Raw genomic sequence first — 26291 nt, 5'->3', positions numbered from 1 at the left:
CTTACTCCAATACTTTGTTTTATTCTTTTACTTACTCTAACACTTATATTCTTTTAACCCCATACTTCCCTGAATAACATCAGAAGATGATCATCATGGAAGAATTAATCACTAAATTATCAAATGCCCATGGCATATCCGGTAGCGAAGGGAACATCAGGGCCATCCTTGAAGAAGAGCTCAAACCATATGTGGATGAGATGAGAGTAGACAAGATGGGCAACCTCATAGCTATCAAGAAAGGTGAAGGACCTTCCATAATGCTTGCAGCACACATGGATGAGATCGGACTGATGGTCAAATACGTGGATGACAATGGATTCCTCAAGTTCGTGAAGATCGGTGGATGGTATGACCCAACACTGCACAGCCAGAGAGTTGTTGTTCATACAACTAAGGGACCCATCTCCGGAGTTATTGGTTCAAAACCACCACATGTCATGAAAGAAGATGACAGGAAAAAGCCTCCAAAGGTAGAGGACATGTTCATCGATGTTGGTGCAAAGGACAAGGAAGATGCCATGAATATGGGAATTATCGTAGGCACTCCTGTTTCCATGGACCGCGAGGTTAAGAAACTTGCAAATGGCAAGATAACCGGAAAAGCATTTGACAACAGGGCAGGCTGTGCCATAGTAATCGATGCCATGAAGCAGATAGCAGAAATGGACATCAAAGCAACCGTCTATGTTGTTGGCACCGTACAGGAAGAAGTTGGCCTCAAAGGCGCACGCACATCCGCATTCGCACTCAACCCGGATATTGCCATAGCAATAGACACAACTATCCCGGGAGACCACCCTGGCATGACTAAGAATGAGTCTGCACTGGACATTGGCAAAGGTGGAGCTATCACTATAGCTGATGCATCAGGCAGAGGCTTAATAGCAGCACCACAGGTCGTTAAATGGATTGTGGAAACAGCAGAGAAGAACGATATCCCATACCAGACAGATGTCGGAGACGGCGGTACAACCGATGCAACAGCCATCCACCTTACAAGAGAGGGAATACCATCCACCGTTCTTAGTGTTGCAACAAGATACATACACTCACCAGTGGAAGTCCTGGACCTTGCAGACCTGCAACACTGCTCTGACCTTGTAGCAAAGGCAGTACTCAGTGTCAATGATTATTTCTAAGCAGGGAAGGATTTCCCCTTACTTTTTTTGATGGGTTATCAAAACAGTACAACCACCACGCCGAAGGCGGCGCAGTCCATTGCTGCTGTTATAGAAAGAATGTATTTTGTAGCATTAAACTGAACTCAACAACGAACCCATTCAACCACCTCTTGGTAAGCTTAAAATTAGAGGCAGATGAGCACATTATTTGAATAGAAGCGTATTACAGCCCTAAAAGTATGTTCTTGGCGGCATGGTCCTGAGGGAAGCATTCATGCGCTTAAGGCCTGATAGCACCATACTCACCGATATAAAAGTGAACTTTATACAATCAGATCGCCTGATTAACATCCCAGGTTTGACAGTTTTCACTTCCCTTATGTAAATTCATCCCCAATTATTCAAAAAAAATACATTATACTATGAACTGAGTTTCAGGATAATAATTTGGCATCCTCATGACGAATCGTGATAGATTAATCGTTATACATATATAGCACTTCAGTGTATCCACTTAGGCTGCTACTAAGTAGCAGACAAATATTGTGAGGGATTGTATTATTCGAAAATATCCGGTTTTTAGACACAACTCTTAGAGATGGTGAACAGACACCAGGTGTAGCACTTAGCAGCGAAGATAAAGTAGCCATTGCTACAAAGCTGGATGAGCTTGGTGTAGACGTTATAGAGGCAGGCTCGGCCATCACCTCTGAAGGTGAACGCGAATCCATAAGAGCCGTGGTTGCTGAAGGATTAAACGCGGAGATATGCAGCTACTGCAGGATAATGAAACCAGATGTTGATTATGCACTGGCATGCGATGTAGATTCTATCCATCTTGTAGCTCCGGTTTCAGACCTTCATATCAATGTGAAGCTTAAGAAAGACAGGGAAACCGTAAGGCAGATGGCTGTGGACGTAACAGAATACGCAAAGGAACACGGCCTTATTGTTGAGCTTAGCGGAGAAGACGCTTCCAGGGCTGATGTTGAGTTCCTTAAGTCATTATACAATGACGGAGTGGAAGCAGGAGCCGACAGATTATGCTTCTGTGATACCGTCGGATTGCTTGTTCCTGAAAGAACGGAAGTCATTTTTAGCGACATCTGCTCTGCAGTTAAAGCACCTGTGAGCATTCACTGTCATAATGACTTTGGTCTTGGAACAGCTAACACCATAGCAGCCCTGAAGTCGGGCGCACAGCAGGCCCATGTTACTATCAACGGTATTGGTGAAAGATCTGGTAACACAGCCCTCGAGGAAGTCGTGATGAGCATCGAATGGCTCTACAAATGTAAGACAAGGATCAATACGAAAGAGATCTTCAAGACCTCAAGGCTTGTAAGCAGACTCACAGGGCTACCCGTAGCACCAAACAAGGCACTTATCGGCGGTAATGCGTTCACCCATGAGGCTGGCATCCACGTACATGGCCTGCTGGCAGACACAAGTACGTATGAACCAATAAAACCCGAAGTGCTTGGCAGGGAAAGAAAGATCGTACTTGGCAAGCATGCAGGCAAGAGTTCAGTAACACTGGCAGTCAAAGAAATGGGATTTGAAGTCGATGATGCCCAGCTGCATGAGATACTTAACCGCGTCAAGGAACTGGGAGACCACGGTAAGAAGGTCACAGATGCAGACCTGCAGGCAATTACCGACACTGTGCTCAATATTCAGAGAGATGTAAGGGTAGTCCTCGAAGAATTCACAGTAGTGTCAGGTAACAAGGTAACTCCAACTGCTTCTGTAAAAATGAAGGTGGACGGAAAGGAAGTAGTAGAAGCAGGCATTGGAGACGGACCTGTTGATGCAACACTTGAAAGCATCAAGAAGGGTATATCAGGAATTGCCGATGTGCAGCTTGAAGAATACCATGTCGATGCCATCAGCGGAGGAACTGATGCTCTTGTAGAGGTGTTGGTAAAACTCTCAAAGAATGGGAAAATGGTCACATCCAGAGGATCACGCACAGACATAGTCATGGCTTCTGTGGAAGCAGTCCTTAATGGAATAAACCGTCTCATCTGAAATATCAGAAAATTATAAGATAGATACTATCAGTTTACATGCAGATTTAACTTAACTATTTGATTTAAAATTTAGAGGTTTTATATGACTGAATCGACGGAAAAAATGACAGGTGCAAGAGCCTTCATCGAGTGCCTGTACAGAGAAGGTGTTGATACCATCTTCGGGTATCCGGGAGGCGTACTGCTCCCTATATACGATGAACTTTATGATGCGGATATCCGTCATATACTAGTCCGCCACGAACAGGCTGCCGCCCACGCAGCAGAAGGATATGCAAGGGCAACTGGAAAGACAGGCGTCTGCCTTGCAACTTCAGGACCCGGTGCAACAAACCTTGTAACAGGCATTGCAAATGCATACATGGACTCCATACCAATGGTAATCTTCACCGGACAGGTACCAAGTTCCCTGCTTGGAAATGATGCTTTCCAGGAAGCAAACATTACCGGCATCACAATGCCAATTACCAAGCATAATTACCTTGTACAGGATGCAAATGATCTTCCAAGAATTATCAAAGAAGCATTTCATATCGCATCCACAGGCAGACAGGGACCGGTACTCATTGACCTTCCAAAGGATATCACTGTTCAGGAAATTGATTTCTACTACCCTGATAAAGTAGAACTGCGAGGATACAAACCCACGTATCAAGGTAACCTCCAGCAGATAAAAAAGGCAGCTTCTAAGATAGAAATGTCAAAAAACCCTGTTATTTATGCAGGTGGCGGAGTCATTAGTTCAGATGCAAGCAAAGAGCTTTTTGAATTTGCAGAGAAGATCAACGCCCCTGTAACAACAACCCTTACAGGAATGGGCGGATTCCCTGTAGAACATCCACTGTTTTTGGGAATGCCCGGCATGCATGGAACCAAATATGCAAACTATGCCATCCAGGAATCAGACCTTTTGATCGCAGTTGGAGTAAGATTCGATGACAGGGTCACAGGCAAACTCAAAGCATTTGCATCCAATGCAAAGATAATCCACATAGACATCGATCCTGCAGAGATCTCGAAGAATGTAAAGGTTGACGTACCAATTGTAGGAGATGCGAAGTGGATACTCCAAAAATTATTGAAGTATTCATCACCAGCACAATCCGAAGCATGGATAAAAAGGATAGACCACTGGAAGAAGGACAATCCTCTTTACTACGTGGAACCTGCAACTGGTGATGGAATTAAACCCCAGTATATCGTCGAGCAGATAAGTGAGGCATGCAAGGATGCTATTATTGTTACCGAAGTAGGACAGCACCAGATGTGGGCTGCCCAGTACTTCAGATTCAGCGAAGCAAGGACCTTTATCACATCCGGAGGACTTGGAACCATGGGATACGGATTCCCCGCATCCATTGGTGCCAAGATAGCAAGACCTGACAAAGTGGTCTTCGACATTTCAGGTGACGGTTCATTCCAGATGAACTCACAGGAACTTGCAACAGCAGTTCAGGAAAATGTACCTGTAATAGTAGCGATCTTCAACAATGGCTACCTTGGAATGGTCAGACAATGGCAGGAACTTTTCCATGATAAGAGATACTCTTCAACCTGCATACAAGACAGCGTTGACTTCGTAAAACTTGCAGAGGCATATGGTGCACTTGGACTTCGGGCCACCAAACGTGATGAAGTACGTCCGGCCATTGAACAGGCTATCGCTTCAGGAAGACCCACAGTAATTGATTTTGTTGTGGAATGCGAAGAGAATGTATCGCCTATGGTGCCAGCAGGTGCTGCAATTAACGAAATAATGGATCTGGAGAGGAAAGAATGAGACATACACTTGCAGTTCTGGTTGAGAACAAATATGGAGTACTCTCAAGAGTCGCAGGCATGTTCTCAAGAAGAGGTTACAATATTGACAGCCTGACAGTAGGAGTCACTGATGACCCCACCATGTCCCGCATGACTATTGTGGTAATGGGAGACGATGATGTCCTGGAACAGGTCACAAAGCAACTTAACAAACTCATTGATGTCATCAGGGTCACAGACCTCAAATCAGAAGATTCCGTTGAAAGAGAACTGGCACTTATTAAAGTTAACTCTGATGTCACCAACCGCTCCGAGATAATGCAGATAGCAGACGTATTCCGTGCCCGCATCATCGATGTTGGTTCAAAATCCATGACCGTTGAGGTCACAGGTGACGAAGGCAAGATAACTGCCATCGAACAGTTACTCAAACCCTTTGGAATTAAGGAAATGGTAAGGACCGGAAAAGTTGCTCTCAGTAGAGGACAGAAGAATTCTTAATTATTCAGAGACTTATAGATATTTCAATTAAAGAGGTACATACAATGGCAGAAATGTATTATGATAACGATGCAGACCTTAACTTACTAAAAGGCAAGAAGATCGCAGTGATGGGCTACGGAAGCCAGGGACATGCACAGGCACAGAACCTGCATGACTCAGGACTTGACGTGACCGTGGGCTTAAGAGAAGGTAGCAGACGCTGGAAACAGGCAGAAGAAGATGGACTAAAGGTCATGACAGTTGCGGATGCAGCAAAGATGGCTGATGTAATTCAGATACTCTTGCCGGACGAAGTGCAGTCACAGGTATATTACAGTGAGATAGAGCCAGGACTTGAAGCCGGCAACGCAATCGTATTCTCACACGGATTCAACATTCACTATAACCAGATCATCCCACAGAAGGATATCGATGTCTACATGGTAGCTCCAAAAAGCCCGGGCCACCTCGTCAGAAGAACATACAGGGATGGAGCAGGTGTACCAGGACTTATCGCAGTCTATCAGGATGCAACCGGTAACGCAAAGAATCTGGCTCTGGCACACGCAATGGGAGTAGGATGTACACGTGCAGGAGTATATGAGACATCATTCCGCGAGGAAACAGAGACCGATCTTTTCGGAGAACAGGTAGACCTCTGTGGTGGAGTTGCTTCACTTATCAAGACATCTTTTGAAGTGCTTGTTGAAGCAGGTTACCAGCCGGAAATGGCATACTTTGAGACATGCCACGAACTGAAACTCATCGTTGACCTCATCCATGAGGGTGGCCTTGACAAGATGTGGTATTCAGTATCCAACACAGCAGAGTACGGCGGAATGACAGTTGGTCCTAAGATCATAAACGAGCTTTCCAGGGAAGCTATGTACGAGGCTCTTGACAGAATACAGAACGGAGAGTTCGCTCGCGAGTTCGTACTTGAAGGCAAGGCAAACAGACCAGTCCTTACTGCAATGGAAAGACAGGACAGGGAACACCCATTAGAAGTCATAGGTAAACAGATCAGAGCCAAGATGCCCTGGTTGAACAGCGAATTAAACGAAAAGTAGACCTTTTGGTCTACACAATCTTTTTTTGTTATTTTTCTCAATTTGGGTTTAAGTAATACCCATATATTTTGCTATTAGAATGAATTGATCAATCTTTCATTGAGTTTATGCCTTTCATCTTTAATATCTACGATCTCACTCTCCACCAGAGTTTTTTGATGCATCAATTCTGCTTTTTCATCTTCATTGACCGCATTTCCCACGCCCTCGATGATAACATCTAATTTATCCTCAAGATCCATAAGTTCATAGCCTAGTCTAGTTGCCTTTTTATCGAGCCCAATAATATCTTCATTCATCGTACCCCACACCCAACTTACAGTGTGAATTACTCCACGCTTACGCATGGAGCTTCCTGCTTCATTCTTTGAACTATCGTTCACAAGTCCACAGGCTCTTCCCCCCGTTCCAAAGGTGTCAAGCGGTTATTAGATTTTGATTTTGTAATGCGAATTTCTTAATGTTGATAGCTGCATTAATGTCTCTGTCATGATTGGTATTACAGTCCGGGCATTGCCATTTTCTATCTTTCAAGGTCAACTCTTTATTATGAAATCCGCAATTATTACATATTCTAGTAGATGGCTCGAATTGACCTATTTTTAATAAGGTTTTTCCGTACCACTCGGCTTTATATTCCAATTGGTTGAAGAACATACTCCACGAAACATCACTAATTGATTGAGCTAGACAATGATTTTTAAGCATACCCGATATATTGAGTGATTCTATTGCAACTGCTTTGTTCTCGCTTATAATTTTAGAAGATGTTTTGTGCAAAAAATCTGCTCTCTGATTGCTTATTTTCTCATGGTGTTTAGCGACTGATAAACGTGCTTTTGCTTTATTTTTTGAACATTTTTGTTTTTTAGATAATCTTCTTTGTAAGATTTTCATTCTTTCCATACTGTTTTTTAGATATTTTGGGTTATCTATTTTTTCACTGTTTGACAATATGGCAAAATGAGTGATACCTACATCTAGACCTAATGTCGAATTATCATCGAAATGTTGTTTATCAGGTAATTCTTTACCATCATCTACAAGGATACTTATGTAGAATTTTCCCGTCGATGTTCTGGATATAGTAGCGGTTTTAAGTTTGCCTTCAAACTTCCTATGTAACTTTACTTTTATTGGTTGTTTTATTTTTGGAAGTTTTATAGTATTTGTTTCAAAATCCACAGTATAATGTTGTGGTATCTGGAATGATTGTAGAGGGTTCTTTTTAGATTTGAAATTAGGAAATCCTTTTTTTTCTCTAAAAAACCGTGTAAATGCAGATTCAAGATTAATAAGTGAATTTAACAATGATTGAGAATTTACATCCTTCAACCATTCATTAGTCATTTTCAAGTCATGAACCAGCATTTCTTGTAAATCAAACCTAGATAGATGCTTTTTTTCTGTTTCATAAGCTTTAATTTTGTTTTCTAAAGCCCAATTATACGTAAATCTACATGCACCAATATGTTTCATAAAAAGCTCTTGTTGCTCTTTATTTGGATATAAACGGTATTTATAGGCTTTAAGCATCATTACTTACAATGATTTAACAACACATATAGTTTTTGTAAAATCATGAGATTATATAAACGTTGTATTCGGATAGTACGCCTTTCATCTCCCACCTTACAGAAGGAGACTTCTCGGCTCAAAAATTAAATGCTAGTAATTTAATAAAATCTATCCTTGGTGAATATATCGCACCTGCACTCCTCAATGAAGCAAGAGCATTCGATAACTCAAACGGTGTAAGCAGAGATGTTTTTTCAACATCCACCATTGAAATTGTTACATCAATACCAAAAGTATTCTCTAGTTGCAGATACAATTGAGCCGCTTCTTTGGGTAAACGGAATATTTCGCTAGGGGACAGATTGGATTTCTTAAATTTAGAAGCGTGTGCAAACATGTCCATCCATATATCAAATCCTTCACGTACATTGGAAACAGAAACTTCATTGCTAAAATTCATTCGGGCAATACTCGAACCTAGTTTAGGAGCAGCAGCACCAAGGTCCTGCTTGTAAACAAAATTACTTGAGTGTGTGAATGTTTCTGTCATCTCATATATTCGATCAGTCAAGCATTTTTCTGCTTTTTGTGAGATTTCCGGTTGAAACATTAAAGCATCCAGAAGATGAGCCCTTACAAATGGTATCTCAAAAGATACATCAGCAGAATAAGCAGACTTAGGACGCATCTCTGCATCAAGAACAATAGGCACATGTACAAATGTTTCTTTCGGCATTAGTATTGAAAGATTTACTTCCCTGCTGCCTAATGGATTCAAGTTCTTTTCAAGCTCAGAAGAACTGTAAAAATAAGGAGACTTTGCACTTTTGAATTCCCTGGGAATTAATTTCTGTAAAGAAACAAAGGAATTCCAGCCACTTTTCTTTGCAATTATGCCAGAATCAATACCGCCTTTTTCATTGATACCAATTGCATTTGACGAAACTGAACACATTGCAAGACACTGAGAGATACTATCCAGATTTTCATCTGCACTCTGAAATGGATGCTTAAAGAAATTAACATACTCTTCCTGATCCATTACCTTTCGGTGAAGGAGTTTTTTAGGATCGACCTTTTTCCACGCTTTCACATGCCTGACATCAATGTTAACAAGATTAGCAAATGTACCCCTGACAACTCGTTCTGTTTCAAAGGAGGTGACTTTGATCAGCTCATTCTGGTTTGGTGTCGGGACAGATTCATCGGTGATTATATAATACTCCCTTTTTGGTGTTGGGAGAAAAGGAGAAGGATCCAGATAAAAAAGATACCTGCTTCGGCCATCAAATCGAACAAAGCCCATCTCATCATTATCAAATATGAGCTTGTGCTCCACACCAGAGAGCTCATAACCAAACTCGCGGTTTTTCAGGCTTTGTCTTCTGACCATACCATGACCTTAATGTTATTGATTGATAAGGTTTATTCAACTTGAGGTCAAGAGACAAGTAATCTGAGTTATAAACTTCAGTCTTATGATACACCTAACCTATAAGTATCCAGAAATTAGTATTTTGAGTATTCACATCACAAAATATGTAGCAGAGGTCGCTAGAACATGAAAGGAACAATTGAGACTATATTATCAAGGCGAAGCATCCGTAACTTCACATCAGAAGAGGTCAAAGATGAAGATATTAAAACCATACTTGAATCAGGAAGATGGGCACCATCTGGCCTCAATAACCAGCCATGGAAATTCGTTGTTATTAAAAACAAAGAAACCATGAAAGAACTTGCAACCTGTACGCACTACAGCAATATCATTTTAAGTGCACCGTTGTTGATAGCTGTTTATCTGGACCTTGATACAATGTACAATAAGACAAAGGATATCCAGGCCATAGGAGCATCAATACAGAATATGCTTCTGGCATGCTGTGATCTTGAACTTGGGGCAGTCTGGCTGGGAGAAATACTTAATAATTCAAATAAAGTAAACTTGATTCTCAATTGTTCTGATACTATGGAACTTATGGCAGTACTTGCAATAGGTAAACCTGCGGAACATGGAAAAAATAGCACCAGAAAAGATCTGAGTGAGATAGTATACAGTGAAAAGTATGGAAAATAATTTTGACAAAATATAGAGGCTGAGACGAATTGAAAGTAACCTTTTGTGTTGTGTAGATTGATTGAAGGTGGTAGATTTGTATGACCCATTTATAATGGAGTATAATCAGGAAACAGGTCTACAATTCGTCTCTAATTCATAAAATGGATTTTATCGTATATATACTTTTGTCAATTTCAGAGATAAATCAAGGAAAACTGATTTACCATTAAATCAATTTTGCTTGACAACACTGGATTTCTTTTTCTTCCCGACACACTGCCGATTGGCACAGAACTCCAAAGCATCCTTTTTTTGCTCTTTAACACGGAGTATGTGCCATCCACAATGCTCACACAGAGTGCTGAGAACTGTAAGTCTACCTGATTTAGGAACTGACTGTGTATGTCCACACCTATTGGTGCAGCCAAGGAAACGAGAATCTTTCACAGATATGACGAACATCGAGCCATCACAAACAGGACACGGACCTACAACTTCAGGAGGGAAACATTTCTTTTCCATATCACACGTGAAGCAGGGACCAATTCCCACGGCCCAGTTATATTTGTTGCCGACTTTAAGAACTGCAACTCCACCTTTACTACATTCCTGAGAACGCAGGACTGTAAGTGCACCTGCCTTTGGCAGAGGGTATGTCTTCTTACACTGTGGATAACCAGTGCAGCCCACAAACCTTCCTTTATCAGTCTTGATCATATGTAATATCCGCCCACACTCAGGACAGGTCCCTACAAAATTCTTTTTATCAGTAGTTACCTGCTCATCAGTGATAGTGCCTGCCATTCTTGTAGCGATTGCATCCTTGCTTGAGTTTAGCTGGGAATACATTTCCTTGATAAGCATGGTTCCTTCATCAAGAGCAGTATCAAGTGTCTTTTTCCCGTCTTCCACATCCTGTATCAAAGATTCTATACGAGCCCGTATCTCAGGTTTTACAAGTATTGCCACAGTTGTATCGAGTGTATCCATCAAGGTAAAACCAGTATCCAGAATTGAAATCGTCTTACCTTTTACTTCAAAATAGCCTCGTTTCTTATTAGTCTCAATATGACTGGGGGCTGTTGCCTTGGTACCAATGCCATGCTTGTCCATCAAAGTAAGAAGTTCTGCCTCGGTAAGTCTTTTCGGAGGATTTGTCGCAGACTTGATGTTCTTTATTTTCTTAACATCAACCTCTTCCTTTTCATCAATAGCAGGCAGTAGTTTATCATTCTTGGTCTCAAATGGATATACATCAAGCCATCCAGAATCCCTTAGCACCGAGCCAGTGACATCAAATATTTCCCCACCGACAAGTATCTCAAACCTTGTCTTCTCAAATACAGCAGGCTTCATTAGATTTGAAAGGAAATGCCTCACGATAAGGTCATAGACCTTCCATACATCCGGCATCCTGACGCTTCGCTCCACATCATCCCTTGAAGCTGCTTTAATTGGATGGATAGGTGGGTGGTCATGTCCATCCTTGGTACCGTTCCTACAGTTAATATCACCGGCAGAGAGTATTGAAAGCGCATATTTTTGGTAAATACCGGATGAGAAAGACACCAGCTTTGAGCGGAAATCAAAATCATCAGCATATTTATTGGTCTCTGTCCTTGGATAGCTGGTAAAACCTGAAAGATATAGCTGCTCTGCTATCTCAAGGGCATTTTCAGGACTGATGCCCAAAAACTTGGAAGCACGCTTCAGGAACTCAGTTGTGTTTAGCGGATACGGGGGACTTGTGAGAATGTTTTTTACGGTTTTTTTGTCCACAAGGCCTTTCTTACAATTCTTTATCCGGGCAAATATTTCATCAGCCTTTGCTTTTTCAGAAATATGCCCGCCCCTGTAAGCACCTGTAAAATCCGTACCATTTTTATTGAAAACAGCCTCTATTTTCCAGAAATCCTTTGACTGGAAGTTCTTTATAAGCTTCTCCCTTTCATAGACAAAACCACAGGTAGGGGTCTGGCAAGGACCAATTGATATCACACCTTTGGTACGAACCCTTTCCCTGACGGCAAGGGTCATGAAACGGGTAAACGCAGCACCCATTTTAAGATCAAGTATCTGGCGTGCTTCTGCTGACATTGCCATATTATAATCAGGTTCAACGAGATTCGTAAAAGCTTTCTTTATCTCACTTGCAGACAATGAAGAAAACCGTGCTCTTTTAACCGGAAAGGAAGCTACTTTCTCAGCAATCGCCTTTGCCTCAAATCCTATATTTTCCCCTTCCCTGTCAAAATCACAGGCAAGAACAACTTCCTCAGCACCGATAGCAAGAAGTGAAATGGCAGCAGCGAAGGGTTTCTTGGTGACGTTCTTTACAGGATCAGTATCAAGCAGGATTGCAGGATCACATTCACGCCAATTATTGAATTTCTCAGGAAAATCATAGCCCATGATGTGTCCGGCAAGACCCATTATCCTCCATTCTTTCCCATTCATTTTAAAGTCGTACACTGAAACACCCTCCACAGAAGCGCGGTTGAAATTCCCTTCACTAAGTATACCTGCTATCTGGGAAGCTGCCTTGTTCTTTTCCGTGAATACGACTATAGACATGCTGCTCCCCTATGTTCTGATATTAGATAAGAATTGAGCATGCGGGGTGAAAGTAATACAGAACCAAAATATTGATAGATATTCGATAAGTGGTATGAAAGATATATATGGGGCAAGAATGTATCTGCACCTATACAAAAACACTGCATACCGGAGCTACAATGACACTAATGGAAGATGCAAAAAAAGGCATAATAACACCTCAGATGGAAGCTGTTGCCAGAGATGAAGGCATTGATGCTAAAACAATCTGTTCCTGTGTTGCCAGGGGAACCATCAGTATCCCCAATAACCCTGTAAGGGACTGCAGGGTCGTAGGTATAGGTAAATACCTAAGTACAAAGGTAAACGCTAATATCGGAACCTCTCGTGATTACATCAATATTGATGAAGAAGTTGAGAAGGCAAAAACTGCAGAAACCTTCGGTGCCGATGCACTCATGGATCTGTCCACAGGCGGCGATCTGGACCTTATCAGGAAAAAGATAATGGATGCTGTGAACATCCCTATGGGCTCTGTTCCAATATATCAGGCTGCAGCTTCAAAAAAGACTGTTGTGGACATGACCTCTGATGACATGTTCAATGCCGTACGTAAACATGCGAAAGATGGTATTGACTTTGTCACCATACATGCTGGTGTGAACCAGGATTCCATGGAGAGGATCAAGCAGGGTAACAGAATAACAGATATTGTCAGCCGTGGTGGCTCATTCACCCTTGCGTGGATGCTGCACAACGGAGAAGACAACCCATTCTATTCAGAGTATGATTACCTTATGGAAATCGCCTATGAGTATGATATGGCCATTAGCCTCGGAGACGGCATGAGACCAGGGTGCATCCATGATGCTTCTGACGGCCCTTCCTTTATGGAATTCATAACACTTGGAGAACTTGTAAAACGTACAAGGGAAGCAGACATACAGTGTTTTGTTGAAGGACCCGGACATGTTCCTATTGACGAAGTAGAACTCAGTGTGAAAGGAATGAAAAGCCTGTGCAACAATGCCCCACTCTACCTATTGGGTCCGCTTGTGACAGATATCGCACCCGGATACGACCATATAACCGGAGCCATAGGAGGCACTTTAGCTGGAATGTACGGAACTGATTTCCTGTGCATGACCACACCAGCCGAGCATCTGGCACTGCCAACTAATGATGACATCCGCGAAGGAACCATCGTTACTAAAATTGCAGCTCATGCAGCAGATCTTACAAAAGAAGGACAGAGAGAGCGTGCAAGAGCTGTTGATGATAAAATGGCACATGCACGTAAAAACCTTGATTGGGACACACAATTTGCCCTTGCAATAGACGGAGAAAAAGCAAAGAGCATAAGAGATAGCAGGAACACAGGAAGCGGAGCATGCTCCATGTGCGGCGATCTATGTGCTATGAAAATAGTAAGCAAGGCACTTGAAGAAGAGAAAAAAAGGTGACAACATAGTCACCTGTTATTTCTATGCAATGTAGCTCTTTTAAACATTGAATGATAATTTTAATTTATGAATCTCACCGTTCTTCTGGATAATAATACAATCATTGACCGCTATTTTTTAGGTGAACCAGGTGTTTCCTACTTTATAGAAGACAACGGAACAAGAATACTTTTCGATGTAGGATACTCTGATGCCTTTCTCCAGAATGCACACAGAATGAAAATCGACCTTCTTCACCTGGACCATATAGTTTTGTCCCACGGTCATCTGGATCACACATGGGGACTTGATTCCATGGTAAGGATATTTACTGAAGCAAAAATAGAAGGGCTTGTGCATTCAGAACCCACTGTTGTTGCCCATCCATTGGTATTCAATAGCAAAACCTATGCAAGTCTAAAAGAGATAGGAAGTATCATTGGTGCAGAAAAGCTCTCAAGGGTATTCAAGCTAAAACTAAGCCGTGTGCCTTTGTGGCTGACTGAAAATATCGTATTTCTCGGAGAGATTCCCCGAATCTTTGATTTTGAACTCGACCCACTGGAAAGCAAGGTCATAATCGATGGAAAAGAAGAAGAAGACAGACTTTCTGATGATACTGCCATTGCTATTAAGACTGAAAATGGTCTTGTCATTATCACCGGTTGTTCACATTCAGGAATTTGCAATATAATCGAGTATGCTAAAAGTGTTTGCAGTGAAAATAGAGTTGTCGATGTTATAGGGGGTTTTCATTTGCTTCAACCACCAGAAACAAAGATCAACAGAACAGTCGATTATTTCAGCAAACTCAATGCCCGGAAAGTTCATGCATGCCATTGCACAGACCTTATGTCAAAAATCGCTTTGTCTAAAGTCTGTAAACTAAAAGAAGTAGGTTCTGGTCTCCGACTCGAATATTAGAAAGAAAAAAGAAATGACCGGAATAATCCCCTCATATCATTGTTTCTTGAAGCACATGAACCAGTCAAGACAGTATGTATCCTCATCTTTCGATTCCACTCTTTCCTTAGCAGTCCCACATGAACCCGGTGGTGGAATAATCACATCATCCCCCGGTTGCCAGTTGGCAGGGGTTGCAACATTTTCAGCATCCGATTTTTGCATTGCAAGTAATAATCTCCTGACCTCATCCATATTACGTCCGTTAGACAGCGGGTAATACAAAATTGCCCTTATCTTTGCTTTTGGATCGATCATAAACACGGCCCTTACAGCCTGTGTATCTGAAGCATTTGGCTGCACCATGCCAAACTTCTTTGCAATATCCATCTTAAGATCAGCAATAACCGGGAAAGTAATTTCCACTTCTTTCATGCCCTTATATTCTATTTTTTCCTTGATGGTCCGAAGCCATGCAATATGAGCATAGATACTGTCAATGGAAAGCCCCAGCAGTTCAGCATTTAGCGTCTTGAAATCATCCTGCATACCTGCAAAGGTCATGAACTCCGTAGTGCATACTGGCGTGAAATCAGCAGGATGGCTAAAAAAAATTACCCACTTACCTTTGTAGTCCCTTGGAAAACTTATCGCACCAGCTGTTGTCTCAGCAGTAAATGATGGTGCACTGTCACCTATCAAAGGCATATATACAGGTTCAGATGAGGATGTATCACTCATTCCGGACTTTATTTTCTTCATACTGCTGTCAAGGTATTCATTGATGTCCTTCACTTGCTTATCAAATTCCTTTTCCAGTTCCAGATCCTTTATGTTCCTGGAAATGTATCCTTTCATATCCTTGAACTGATCTTCAAGATACTTTTTAGTATCCTTTTTCTCATCCATTTTAAATCACCATTCTAATGAAGTGTGAACTACAGGAACGGACTAAAAAATAGTGAACATCCCATACTCCACTAATAATTAAGGCATTTTAAGATAAGAACTTGACTCTTGTGTGGCTAATTGTTATACAGTTAGTGCTTGAAGTACAACACTGGACAATAAATAATAAATAAGCTAATATACAAACACTTGGTCAGTACTATATAGCAATACCAGATCATGAATAGGTCTTCTCAATAAAAATGGCAAATAATGATCCTATTTCCGGGCATGGTTCATCCAATATGTCAAAAAAAACAACGATGGTTTTGAGAACCTCGTCGATGAATTACCCCTTGGCATGCTTTCATGTGACAGGGAAGGAAACATCACTGCAGTAAATGATTTTCTTTTGAAGATATTGGGGTCACCTTCCGCTGATGCCACAAAAAAAATCAATATACTTACTTTCCCGCCTCTTTTGGAATCTGGAATTTCCTCAGTTATTGGAGAAACACTTAGAACTGGTAAAAACTCCTCGATAGAAACACCTTACAGATCAAAGTGGGGAAAAGAGCTTTTCCTGAGTTTCAAGGCATTTTCAAAAAAGAGTGAATATGGACGTATTTGTGGATGCTATGCTATTGTTGAAGATCTTACAAATAGAAGAAAAGCAACCCTCGAGTTTGAGCAAAATAAACGCAAAGACAACCTGATATCAAAAATCTCAAGTCGCTTTATCAACAGCAACTTCAAGGAAATTGATGATGATATCAACAAGGCCCTTAAGGACCTGACATATTTTGTTGGTGCGGACTGTGTAGCTGTGTTCAGTGTTGATGAAAATACAAGTTACATTGTTAAAACACATGAATGGTGCATTGACGGAGTAGTATCCAAAATACCACTCAATGAGAAATGGGATACTGAAAAGATTGTGTTTAAACAATTAAGTAATTTACAGATAATAAGTATCTTGGACACTGATAAAATACCTGAAAAAAATACACATATACGAGAGATACTACAAGATCTTGAAATAAAGTCCATTGCAATGATACCTCTTTCGCGTTATGGTGCTTTTAAAAATTTTATTGGAGTATATTCTAAAAATAAGAGAATGGATTGGAATGACAATGCTCTATATGTCCTGAAAATTGTCGGGGATATGATAGCAAATATCCTAGACCGTCAAAATACAGAAGGAATGCTTCTTAAAAAAGAAGAAGAATATGAGGAAATCATCCATTCCATAGATTCAATAATATGGAAAGTTGTCTTTGATAAAGAAGGAAACACCCTGAAAACCTATATTGCAGAACCGGTGGACAGAATACTGGGACTACCGGATGGCACTATAGCTACTGATTGGGATAAGTATTTTGATCATATCCACCCGGAAGATCTCCAAAGAGTGATGGATAAACTTGAATTGACATTTAAAAACCCGGGCACTTCTTTGAATGAGGATTACAGGATGTTAACTGGTGATGGAAAGATAATCTGGATGAATTCCACAGGTAACTCCTATCTGCAGGATGATGGCACTTTTCTGACTTATGGAACCTCGGTGAATATTACAGAACGCAAAATGGCGGAAGAAGAGATAAGCCGAAGCGAAAAAAAATACAGGTTCCTTATAGAACAATCAAACGATGCAATATTTCTGAATAGACTTGATGGACAAATAGTTGAAGTAAATGATAAAGCCTGTGAGATGCTCAGCTATCCAAGAGAGGAACTCCTGAAAATGAATGTTATCGACCTCCTTACCCCGGAACTTATTGTGAAAGGGTTAGATGTTGTTGAACGTTTAAGAAAGGAAGATCAGATACAAGGTAATACAAAATATATCACAGGCGGTGGATATGTCATTGATGTAGAGGTCAATGCCAAGATCCTTGAAGGTTATCCGGATCTTGCGCAGGCCGTTGTCAGAGATATCACAGAGCGCAAAATGGCTGAAAATAAGCTGCGTGAAAGTGAAGCTCTTCTGAATGAAGTCGGTAGAATTGTAAAAATCGGAGGCTGGGAGTTAAATGTAGCATCAGGTACGACTACATTGACACCTGAAGTTGCAAGGATCCATGAAACAGATAAAGTTTATAATCTTCAGGGAGGATTGGGTCATTTCCCTCAGGGTTCAAGAGAGATCCTTGAAAAAGCAGTAAATGATGCTGTTGAAAAATGCGAACCATATGATTATGAACTGGAGTTTATCTCAGTAAAAGGTAACCATAAATGAGTCAGGGCAATTGGCCGTCCGGTAATAGAAGATGGTAAAGTTGAGAAATTGATTGGTACATTGCAAGACATAACAGAACTTAAAGAAGCCGAAATAGAACTGGAACGCAATGAGATAAAATACCATGCTCTTTTTGAACAGTCAAACGATGCCATATTCCTGAATAAACTTGATGGACAAATAGTAGACATAAATAAGAAAGCCTGTGAAATGTTTGGATACACACGGGAAAATCTTCAGAACATGAATGTTGTAGAGCTTTTGGCTCCAGAACAGATTGAATCAGCAAGTTTAGGAATGCAGCAATTCAGAGATCAGGGCTTTGTGCATATGTACCCATTGTACATAAAAGCAAACGGTGAAACCTTTGATGCAGAGGTCAATGCCAAGGTTCTTGAAGGATATTCTGATTTGGGGCTGGCTATTGTAAAGGATATCAGTGAGCAGAAAAAAATAGAAGAGAAAATAATTAGAAGTGAGACAAAATACAGGAGCCTTTTTGAAAAATCTAACGATGCCATAATGATTCACGACCTTAACGGAAAAATACTGGAAGCTAATGACAGAGCCTGTGAAATGTTCGGTTATAATGAGGAAGAATTAAAACAAAGATCGATGATGGACCTGACATTCCCAGAAGACAGAGAAGACATTAAATCAAGATTTCGGAAAATCAAAACAGAAGGTTACTGCCGTAGGGAAAACAAAATGCTTCGCTCAGATGGAAGTTTGATATATGTAGATGTTAGTGCTTCATTACTCAAAACGCAACAAGATACAATCCAGACAGTAGGAAGGGACATAACAGACAGAGTACTAACAGAAGCCGATGCCATCAATGCAAAAATAGAAGCAGAGACAGCAAGTCGTGCAAAGAGCGAATTCCTTGCAAACATGAGTCATGAAATACGCACACCATTGAACTCCATTATTGGCTTCTCAGATGTTATGATCAATGGTATTGCAGGAGAGCTGATTCCAAAGCAGGAACAATATATGCAACATATTTCCGACAGCGGACATCATTTGCTAAATCTTATAAATGATATCCTTGACATTTCAAAAGTAGAAGCAGGAAAAATGGAGCTACATTTTGAGATGATCGATGTACCAACCGCAATGAATGAAATTATTATTATAACGCAATCTCTTACATTCAAGAAGAAGATTAAAGTTAGTGTGGATATATGCGAAAATGTCCCGAATGTACGGGCAGACAGGTCAAAGTTTAAACAGATAATGTATAACCTGCTAGGAAATGCAATAAAGTTCACCAGTGATGAAGGTCATATATCCATACTCGCAAATGTTAAAGATTCTAAACTGCTGATTTCTATTATCGATAACGGACTCGGAATTTCCCCAGATGATCTGAAAAAACTGTTCAAACCTTTTAGCCAGATAGATTCATCTACTTCGAGAAGTTATCAAGGAACCGGACTTGGACTTGCATTAGTCAAGGAACTGATTGAATTACATGGTGGAAAAATATGGGTTCAGAGTGAATTAGGAAAAGGAAGTAATTTCACATTTGAATTACCAATAGACAATAAAAAGCAGGAATAGACATCAATTGTCCTGTCAGAATAAATATTGACCTTTTTACAGCTTAAATAAGTGTTGTTCAATAGCATACATGCTGCAAACTGAATTAGAAGCAAAGTTAAAAATATTTTTACCAAAGGGAAGTGACCCTGGCAAAGCCAGGGTAACTCTGGAAGTGGGACGTGGTGGAGTTTGAAGGAGGTAGTTGATGGATATTCGAATTGACCCACATCCGCGAATGCTTCAGAGTAATATTACTCTGACAAATTATCGTTTTATGATTAGTAGTATTTATAAGTATCGTGAAAATATAAATACTGTAGGCATTATTTGGAATTGTGCAACAAAATAGATAAAAGGATTGTAAACCAGTATATAAATAAAAGTAAACATATTAGAATTTCTGCAAACAATTCATAACACAAACAAACTCGCGCACACCCTTCAAACTTATTATATGATACCAATAACCACAAATCTTATGTATCTACAGAAAAGAGCATACGAGGATTGAGCAAGAAGGAGGAACAAAGACGGATAACATCGCATTTTTGATATACGCATTCAGTTCCCTTTTTGCAGTAGTCAGTCCGGTTGGTGTAGTTATCACATTCGTTTCACTGACAACTGATATGACACTGGAAGAAAAGAATGCACTTGGCACAAAATCCGTAATTCTTGCATGTGCAATTGCTTTATTTTTTGCAATATCCGGAGAAATGATACTGGATTTCTTCGGAATAAGTATTGACGCACTAAGAGTAGCTGGTGGAATACTACTTTTCACTGTGGCTTTTGATATGATACTTGCAAAGGTTTCCCGTGAAAGCATAACAGATACAGAAATTGACAAATCGATGGACCGCAGTGATATATGGATATTCCCTATCGCCCTTCCACTTTTAACAGGCCCGGGCACTATCACAACCGTTATTGTCCTCATGGGAAGTGCAGCTTCATTATTGCAAAACATTGCAGTTACGATTGCAATATTGCTAACCTTTGCAATTACATTAGTATTGTTCCGTTTTTCCAGAAGAGTTTATAAATTCCTCGGATATACCGGAATGCTGGTTTTCACCAGGCTGATGGGACTTTTACTGGCAGCAATGGCTGTGAATTTCATCGCCCTTGGAATCTGGAATATTTATACATCATTTCAGTGATATCTGTTTTTAGCTCTGTGAAAGTCTAACAATAACAATGATTTTATCCAATTGATTCATAAATCTAATAGAGTGTGGATAATAAACTGGTAGCTCTGACTCAATAAGCATCTTCTGTAAACACTTTATTTAGGAAGGAACCTAACAATTTCATCAAGGTCATCTCCACAATTGCAACATTTCTTTGCGTTTTCTTTTTTTTGGTAGACTTCCTCATTCAACCCTTACGACTATCCCCCTGAGGAGGCGACCTAGTATATCTGAACCTGTTATGATCATCTTTTCAGGGTCTTCCCTGTTCCAGTAAAGTATCAGATCGTTATCTATAACGTCATCCTCTGAATCTTCCGGATATACTTTTAACTTATGGAGTACATCACCAATTTGTTCATTGGAATCACTTACAATTATAGGGTGGTGGCAGTATCGGTACGGATTGAACTCCGGTTTTCTGTATATCGCGTCCCTCAGAAAAGAACCGGAGTCAATCGCCATCACAGGCCTATCGGTTTCATCCAAAACTATAACCCATTTCTTTGAACTCGACGCGATTTTTTTCAGCAATTCTTCGAACTCTGGTCCATCAGATGATGGAAATATGACAAGACCATTAAAAGTAGGCAGGGAAATTATACTGGAAGGATCCACTACAGAACCTTCCTGCTTGATTTTAAGATCATCTATGGATAAGAAATTCAAAGCTCCAAGCCCTTCAAGGCGATCGATGTCACTACTTTCTGAAATAATATGTTTCCTGAGCATTATCCTGAGTGAACGCTCTTTGAAGAACTCCATTTTTTCTTTTCCAAGCCACTTATCCAGAACCATAGAGGATGGCTTTGAAACAGGGTACAACAACAGTACATAAAATTTGATAAGTGGGGATAATGTAGACCCAAGTCTTAAGGAATTTCTTGTGAAATAAGCCTGTGGAGCTATCTCACCAAAAATTGTGATGAGAACTGTAGATAAAATAAAAGCTGAGGTGCCAGCCATTACCGAATCCGTCAGCAATGTCAGAAGAACATTGATGCCGACATTACCCCATAATAAAGTAGAGAGCAGCAGGTGAGAATTACGCCTTAGTTCCAGTACTTTTTTTGCATCCTCATTCTTAGCTTCTGTCTCTATCTCAAGACGAAGTCGACTCAGACCGAACAGACCTATTGTCAGACCGGAAAATATGCCAGATTGAATCAGGCAAAGAACTATTAAAAACCATATTATTATGTCATTCATTATTATTCCGCTAAGGTGTTATTTTAACCCTCAGGTCTTGATATGAATATAAGAGTAGTAAAACCTTTCTGAAAAAAATACTGTTTTGCCTTTATTGTTAAGTGCAATGTTCTATGACCTGTGAAATTCAGTTTCAAATGGCACATAATATTTTATTCGGGAACTCTTCTCAGATATTTTCATATATAATCGAGGCTCTATTTAAGATGGAGATATTTAAGGGAGAAGGGAATGATGCTGGAAAGCAAATGCATAATAATAGCTGGCGAAGAAGCTGGACCAAAATCCAATAAGATGGGGGGCATATGGAATGTTATTGATGCCGAAGCAAAGAATCTTGCCAATCTGATAGGCAAAGGTATCATCGATGAAAAAACAGCACCCAGTATAATTGTTGCTGGTCCTTATTATGGTCACAGCGGTTCAGACTGGAACAAAGGACTGAATCGAATCACTGATATGAGCGGTCTTGAAGAAATGGAAGATGAAGGTGAGATCTTCGAAACCATTGAAGAGATAAAAAAGAAAGGTATCGATGTTTTTGCCGGAACTGAACAGGTAAATGGTGTGAAAATAATTCACCTTATGTTCAGGACAAATGATTTTTGCAGGGTCAGCACAGAATACAAAGGACAGGAAATGTGCCTTGCCAATTTCATCAAATCAGAAGCATATGACTTTATTAACCTGGATTCCATGGCATATGAGAACCTGGACAACGGCATGGAGTATACCCATTACCTAAACCTTTCATACGCAATTTCTGAATTTGTAAAAACACTTGTAACACTCCGTGAAAAAAGCGCAGAAGAGTATGAGGACAAAGCAATATCTGAATTTGCAGCATCCCTCATGCCAGCTGTCCATGTTTCACTCCACTGTCACGAATTCGGTGTCTTCTATACCCTTGCCCGCCTCAAGAAACTTGGAATAAGTGTCAATACTGTCGCAACATACCATGCAACACTTCCAGGCAGGTCATCGGGACATCGTTCAATTCAGAAAATAAGGGAGAATGACAGCTCATGGGATAGCGGAGTTCCAGTCAATTTCACAAAGCTCGAATCCCTATCAGCATACTCCGACGTTGTAACTGCAGTCGGAGATTCGACACGTAAGGAAATAAAACTTTTCTATGGCATAGATTCAATAGTTGTCCGCAATGGAATAGACAGCGACAGCGAAGAGATAGACTGGGATAAAAAGACAGCCTGCAGGAAAAAAATACAGGAATTCCTTTCTGAAAAGATATACAATGTATATGACAGCAAGATGATACCAGCTGACAGGATAATACCGATTTTTTCAATATCCCGTATCGAGATCGAGAATAAAGGGTATCCGGATCTGCTTGATTCCCTTGTAATACTGGACAGGATGGTTAAAGTTGAGATCGATGCCGGCCATCTTGACGAGAACTATCGTGTGGTCTGTTTCATTGTTGCTGCCCATGGACCAAAGACAAATCCGCCTGAGAACTTCCCCATAAACCTCCCTGAAGAAGTACTGGTTGGAGAAGAAATTCGTCTCCAGCAGATGATCAAGGCCAGAGGCCTGGAATGCTCTAAAATACCTGATGGGAGTCGGCATGTTACTGCAGTATTGTACCCGCAGTGGATATCCGACAATGACGGTGGGCTGAACCTGAGACCTGATGAGTTCATGGCAGGATGTATTGCCGGTGTTTTCCCTTCAAAATATGAGCCTTTTCTGCTTACAGGACTTGAAGCGGGAAAAGAAGCAACCCCAAGCATTGTTAGTAAAATATGCGGATTCAGTGATGCACTCACGACCTTAAAAAGACTGGTAATGGGAATGGGAGGAGTGATCGTTGTGGACAATATCAATCTTCCGTACCTCGAATCAATTGCGGATTACGCCCTTGTCATGGACTATTTCATTGACACATATACAGATGATAAGGTAAAATATAATCTCCTTTGTCAGGAAGCAAATCTACTTGCGAAAGACATGAACTGGGAAGAACCCATCAAAACATACTATGAGCTTCTCACAGGAACGAGGATGGAATAAAAATGTCGGAAATTCGTAAACACTATTTCCTTGATGAGTATTGCATAATAGCATCTGGTAGGAGTAAGAGACCATCTGCACCAAAAGCCTGTGGTGAGGAAATAAAATCTGATAGCTGTGTTTTTTGTAACGGCCATGAGGATAAGACCCCACCTGCAAATGCTGTTTACAAAAATGCCGAGGTACTCAAAGATACGGATGAACGACGCATTACAGACTGGGACGTAAGATGTATTCCTAACCTCTACCCTGCACTATCCCCTGATGCTCCTGAATTCGATAATGCTTCATTTGAAGTCAAAACTGGGTACGGATTCCATGAAGTAATTATCGAGAACCCCCTTCATGAAAGCAGAATGCATCTTTTTTCAGACGAAGAGATGCTTCTTCTGATGAAGGTGTACAGGGATAGGGTGATGCACTATCAATCACAGGAAGGGATCAAATACGTTTCATTATTCAAGAACTGGGGGAAAAAAGCAGGTGCATCTCTGGAACATACCCATACACAACTAATAGCCGTCCCCATAATACCCCCCACCATCACGAAAGAAAGAAAGGCAATGGAAGAACTGGAAAACTGCCCTTACTGTAAGATCGTGGAAAAGGAAACTGGAAAAGAAAGAAAGGTATATGAAAATGCTGATTTCATCCTGATAGCGCCATATTTTTCCAGAGTGCCTTATGAGACGTGGATACTTCCAAAAAAGCATGTGAATCATATATCAGCCTTTAGTGATGAAATGCTCCTGAGCCTTGGAGACTGCATCAGGACAGCAGTTTCATTTCTGGACAGGACAATACCTGAACTGGCATACAATTACATGTTCTTCCAGATAGAACATGACCTGAGTTACCATTTCAACATCCGTATAGCACCGGTAACGTCAATTGAAGCTGGTTTTGAGAAGAACACGGAAATATACATCAATTCAATGCCTCCGGAAATAGCTGTTGAATACCTGCTGGAGAAAGCATAGGAACACATGTCAGAAGAAGTGATCCAATGAAAGAAAAAATGCGAATAGCTATGTTCTCATGGGAAAGCCTTAATGCCGTGAAAGTTGGAGGACTGGCCCCTCATGTGACCGAGTTATCAGAAGCTCTGGCATTGATGGGACATGACATCCATATATTCACCCGAAACAAAGACATGCTCCCCTATGAGATAATCAATGATGTGCATTATCACCGTGTGTACCACGCTCTTGAAGGTGGCATAATACAACAGATGAACAGCATGTGTGATGCCATGTATACAGCTTTTGTTGATGCCTCTGAAACTTTTGGCGATTTTGACCTGACACACGTGCATGACTGGCATCCTGTGAACTTGGTATGCAGATTGAAAGAGGAATATAATATTCCTTTTGTGATCACCTATCACAGCACAGAATGGGGAAGAAACGGGAATCAACATGTCAACTGGTGGGAAGCCATGGAGATCAGTCACCGCGAATGGCAAGGTGGATATGAATCATCCCTTGTAATAGCCACATCCACTATTTTCAAAAATGAGATACAGCACCTTTATCAAATACCTGATGAAAAGATATCAATTGTACCTAACGGAATACACGAAAATAAGATGCAAATGGATGTGGACCCTGGCAAGGTCAAATCAGAATATGGAATACACCCATACGCCCCTGTTATCCTTTTCGTGGGAAGGATGAATTACCAGAAAGGACCTGACCTTTTAATACAGGCCATCCCTGAGGTACTTGCAAGCAGATGGGATGCAAAGTTTGTCATTATAGGTGAAGGAGAGATGAGACCAGAGTGTGAAGGGATAGCATCTGAACTGAACATTCATGACAGTTGCCACTTTTTAGGTTATGTTGATGAATCCGTTAAGAAAAAATGGATGAATGCCTGCAACCTCATCTGTGTTCCAAGCCGCAATGAACCATTTGGTATAATCCTGCTTGAAGCATGGGATGTAAGTAAGAATATCGTTGCAACAAATGCGATATCGCTTATAGATAACTTCAAGGATGGAGTCATAGTCTACCAGAAACCTGAATCCATTGCGTGGGGAATCAAGCATGTGTTTGACAATTATACTGATGACCAGCTTGGAAAAGAAGGCAAGAAGCTGATTGGTACCAAATATAACTGGAACAATATAGCTGAAATGACTGTGAAAGTATACAGCAACATGATCATGTAAGTGTACTTTCAAAAATCAATTTCCAGCCTTTTTTGGAATAAAAAGAACAAAA

The 26291-nt window shown here is 40.7% G+C and carries 20 protein-coding genes; 14 read left to right on the top strand and 6 right to left on the bottom strand.

The window, feature by feature from the left end; genetic code table 11:
* The first annotated feature begins 95 nt into the window (after positions 1-95).
* From WN948_RS13570 to ilvC, 5 genes are all read left to right on the top strand, one after another.
* A complete protein-coding gene (locus WN948_RS13570; RefSeq protein WP_342304713.1) occupies positions 96-1142 on the top strand; it encodes a M42 family metallopeptidase in 1047 nt (348 codons plus the stop codon).
* A gap of 534 nt (positions 1143-1676) precedes the next feature.
* Positions 1677-3155: a (R)-citramalate synthase gene (locus WN948_RS13565; RefSeq protein WP_342306493.1), complete on the top strand. Its 1479-nt coding sequence runs from the start codon at positions 1677-1679 to the stop codon at positions 3153-3155.
* Positions 3156-3239: 84 nt separating this feature from the next.
* Positions 3240-4937: an acetolactate synthase large subunit gene (locus WN948_RS13560; protein ID WP_342304712.1), complete on the top strand. Its 1698-nt coding sequence runs from the start codon at positions 3240-3242 to the stop codon at positions 4935-4937.
* On the top strand, positions 4934-5419 hold the full coding sequence (gene ilvN, locus WN948_RS13555; RefSeq protein WP_342304711.1) for an acetolactate synthase small subunit: 486 nt from the start codon (positions 4934-4936) through the stop codon (positions 5417-5419). The genes WN948_RS13560 and ilvN overlap by 4 nt, the downstream gene beginning before the upstream one ends.
* Before the next feature lie 44 nt (positions 5420-5463).
* Complete coding sequence (gene ilvC / locus WN948_RS13550; RefSeq protein ID WP_342304710.1) at positions 5464-6471, top strand: ketol-acid reductoisomerase; 1008 nt, start codon at positions 5464-5466, stop codon at positions 6469-6471.
* A gap of 74 nt (positions 6472-6545) precedes the next feature.
* On the opposite strand, the gene WN948_RS13545 is transcribed toward ilvC, so the two are convergent.
* From WN948_RS13545 to WN948_RS13535, 3 genes are all read right to left on the bottom strand, one after another.
* On the bottom strand, positions 6546-6854 hold the full coding sequence (locus tag WN948_RS13545; RefSeq protein ID WP_342304709.1) for a hypothetical protein: 309 nt from the start codon (positions 6852-6854) through the stop codon (positions 6546-6548).
* 34 nt (positions 6855-6888) lie between these two features.
* On the bottom strand, positions 6889-8007 hold the full coding sequence (tnpB, locus tag WN948_RS13540) for an IS200/IS605 family element RNA-guided endonuclease TnpB (protein WP_342306492.1): 1119 nt from the start codon (positions 8005-8007) through the stop codon (positions 6889-6891).
* A 118-nt stretch (positions 8008-8125) separates the two neighbouring features.
* Positions 8126-9382: a hypothetical protein gene (locus WN948_RS13535; protein ID WP_342304708.1), complete on the bottom strand. Its 1257-nt coding sequence runs from the start codon at positions 9380-9382 to the stop codon at positions 8126-8128.
* A gap of 168 nt (positions 9383-9550) precedes the next feature.
* On the opposite strand from WN948_RS13535, the gene WN948_RS13530 reads away from it, so the two are divergent.
* A complete protein-coding gene (locus WN948_RS13530) occupies positions 9551-10066 on the top strand; it encodes a nitroreductase (protein ID WP_342304707.1) in 516 nt (171 codons plus the stop codon).
* 213 nt (positions 10067-10279) lie between these two features.
* Here WN948_RS13530 and WN948_RS13525 read toward each other — a convergent pair whose 3' ends face one another.
* Positions 10280-12622, bottom strand: coding sequence for a DNA topoisomerase (locus WN948_RS13525; RefSeq protein ID WP_342304705.1), 2343 nt, complete (start codon positions 12620-12622; stop codon positions 10280-10282).
* Positions 12623-12783: 161 nt separating this feature from the next.
* Between WN948_RS13525 and thiC the strand changes: the two genes are divergently transcribed.
* Both thiC and WN948_RS13515 read left to right on the top strand, forming a co-directional pair.
* On the top strand, positions 12784-14067 hold the full coding sequence (thiC, locus tag WN948_RS13520; RefSeq protein WP_342306491.1) for a phosphomethylpyrimidine synthase ThiC: 1284 nt from the start codon (positions 12784-12786) through the stop codon (positions 14065-14067).
* Positions 14068-14133: 66 nt separating this feature from the next.
* Positions 14134-14970, top strand: a complete 837-nt coding sequence (locus tag WN948_RS13515) for an MBL fold metallo-hydrolase (RefSeq protein ID WP_342304704.1) — start codon at positions 14134-14136, stop codon at positions 14968-14970.
* A 36-nt stretch (positions 14971-15006) separates the two neighbouring features.
* On the opposite strand, the gene WN948_RS13510 is transcribed toward WN948_RS13515, so the two are convergent.
* Positions 15007-15657, bottom strand: coding sequence for a peroxiredoxin (locus WN948_RS13510; protein WP_342306490.1), 651 nt, complete (start codon positions 15655-15657; stop codon positions 15007-15009).
* A 478-nt stretch (positions 15658-16135) separates the two neighbouring features.
* Here WN948_RS13510 and WN948_RS13505 point away from each other — a divergent pair, with 478 nt between their 5' ends.
* The 3 genes from WN948_RS13505 to WN948_RS13495 all read left to right on the top strand — a co-directional run bounded on the left by WN948_RS13505 (position 16136) and on the right by WN948_RS13495 (position 20793).
* The gene (locus tag WN948_RS13505; protein ID WP_342306489.1) at positions 16136-18082 is read left to right on the top strand and encodes a PAS domain S-box protein; all 1947 of its coding nucleotides are present in this window, start codon (positions 16136-16138) and stop codon (positions 18080-18082) included.
* Between the two features lie 60 nt (positions 18083-18142).
* Positions 18143-19648, top strand: coding sequence for a PAS domain S-box protein (locus WN948_RS13500; protein WP_342304703.1), 1506 nt, complete (start codon positions 18143-18145; stop codon positions 19646-19648).
* Positions 19649-20178: 530 nt separating this feature from the next.
* Positions 20179-20793 carry a MarC family protein gene (locus WN948_RS13495; RefSeq protein WP_342304702.1) on the top strand — a complete coding sequence of 205 codons (615 nt, stop codon included), beginning with the start codon at positions 20179-20181 and terminating at the stop codon, positions 20791-20793.
* Positions 20794-21006: 213 nt separating this feature from the next.
* On the opposite strand, the gene WN948_RS13490 is transcribed toward WN948_RS13495, so the two are convergent.
* On the bottom strand, positions 21007-22032 hold the full coding sequence (locus WN948_RS13490) for a CNNM domain-containing protein (RefSeq protein WP_342304701.1): 1026 nt from the start codon (positions 22030-22032) through the stop codon (positions 21007-21009).
* 234 nt (positions 22033-22266) lie between these two features.
* On the opposite strand from WN948_RS13490, the gene WN948_RS13485 reads away from it, so the two are divergent.
* The 3 genes from WN948_RS13485 to WN948_RS13475 are packed head-to-tail and all read left to right on the top strand — an operon-like array spanning position 22267 to position 26239.
* Complete coding sequence (locus WN948_RS13485) at positions 22267-24066, top strand: glycosyltransferase (protein WP_342306488.1); 1800 nt, start codon at positions 22267-22269, stop codon at positions 24064-24066.
* 2 nt (positions 24067-24068) lie between these two features.
* Complete coding sequence (locus WN948_RS13480; protein WP_342304700.1) at positions 24069-25046, top strand: DUF4931 domain-containing protein; 978 nt, start codon at positions 24069-24071, stop codon at positions 25044-25046.
* Positions 25047-25072: 26 nt separating this feature from the next.
* The gene (locus WN948_RS13475; protein WP_342304699.1) at positions 25073-26239 is read left to right on the top strand and encodes a glycosyltransferase family 4 protein; all 1167 of its coding nucleotides are present in this window, start codon (positions 25073-25075) and stop codon (positions 26237-26239) included.
* The last annotated feature ends 52 nt before the right edge of the window (positions 26240-26291 follow it).

This window comes from Methanolobus sp. ZRKC5 (genome assembly GCF_038446525.1).
GTDB lineage: Archaea > Halobacteriota > Methanosarcinia > Methanosarcinales > Methanosarcinaceae > Methanolobus.
Note: the sequence above shows the minus strand (reverse complement) of the source record. Positions and strands in the feature narration are given on the sequence as shown.

Bases quoted from the DNA above. Each gene is read 5' to 3' on its own strand.
- WN948_RS13570 (WP_342304713.1), top strand. From the start codon at position 96: ATGGAAGAATTAATCACTAAATTATCAAATGCCCATGGCATATCCGGT.
- WN948_RS13560 (WP_342304712.1), top strand. From the start codon at position 3,240: ATGACTGAATCGACGGAAAAAATGACAGGTGCAAGAGCCTTCATCGAG.
- ilvN (WP_342304711.1), top strand. From the start codon at position 4,934: ATGAGACATACACTTGCAGTTCTGGTTGAGAACAAATATGGAGTACTC.
- ilvC (WP_342304710.1), top strand. From the start codon at position 5,464: ATGGCAGAAATGTATTATGATAACGATGCAGACCTTAACTTACTAAAA.
- tnpB (WP_342306492.1), bottom strand. From the start codon at position 8,007: ATGCTTAAAGCCTATAAATACCGTTTATATCCAAATAAAGAGCAACAA.
- WN948_RS13535 (WP_342304708.1), bottom strand. From the start codon at position 9,382: ATGGTCAGAAGACAAAGCCTGAAAAACCGCGAGTTTGGTTATGAGCTC.
- WN948_RS13530 (WP_342304707.1), top strand. From the start codon at position 9,551: ATGAAAGGAACAATTGAGACTATATTATCAAGGCGAAGCATCCGTAAC.
- WN948_RS13525 (WP_342304705.1), bottom strand. From the start codon at position 12,622: ATGTCTATAGTCGTATTCACGGAAAAGAACAAGGCAGCTTCCCAGATA.
- thiC (WP_342306491.1), top strand. From the start codon at position 12,784: ATGACACTAATGGAAGATGCAAAAAAAGGCATAATAACACCTCAGATG.
- WN948_RS13515 (WP_342304704.1), top strand. From the start codon at position 14,134: ATGAATCTCACCGTTCTTCTGGATAATAATACAATCATTGACCGCTAT.
- WN948_RS13510 (WP_342306490.1), bottom strand. From the start codon at position 15,657: ATGCCTTTGATAGGTGACAGTGCACCATCATTTACTGCTGAGACAACA.
- WN948_RS13490 (WP_342304701.1), bottom strand. From the start codon at position 22,032: ATGAATGACATAATAATATGGTTTTTAATAGTTCTTTGCCTGATTCAA.
- WN948_RS13485 (WP_342306488.1), top strand. From the start codon at position 22,267: ATGCTGGAAAGCAAATGCATAATAATAGCTGGCGAAGAAGCTGGACCA.
- WN948_RS13480 (WP_342304700.1), top strand. From the start codon at position 24,069: ATGTCGGAAATTCGTAAACACTATTTCCTTGATGAGTATTGCATAATA.
- WN948_RS13475 (WP_342304699.1), top strand. From the start codon at position 25,073: ATGAAAGAAAAAATGCGAATAGCTATGTTCTCATGGGAAAGCCTTAAT.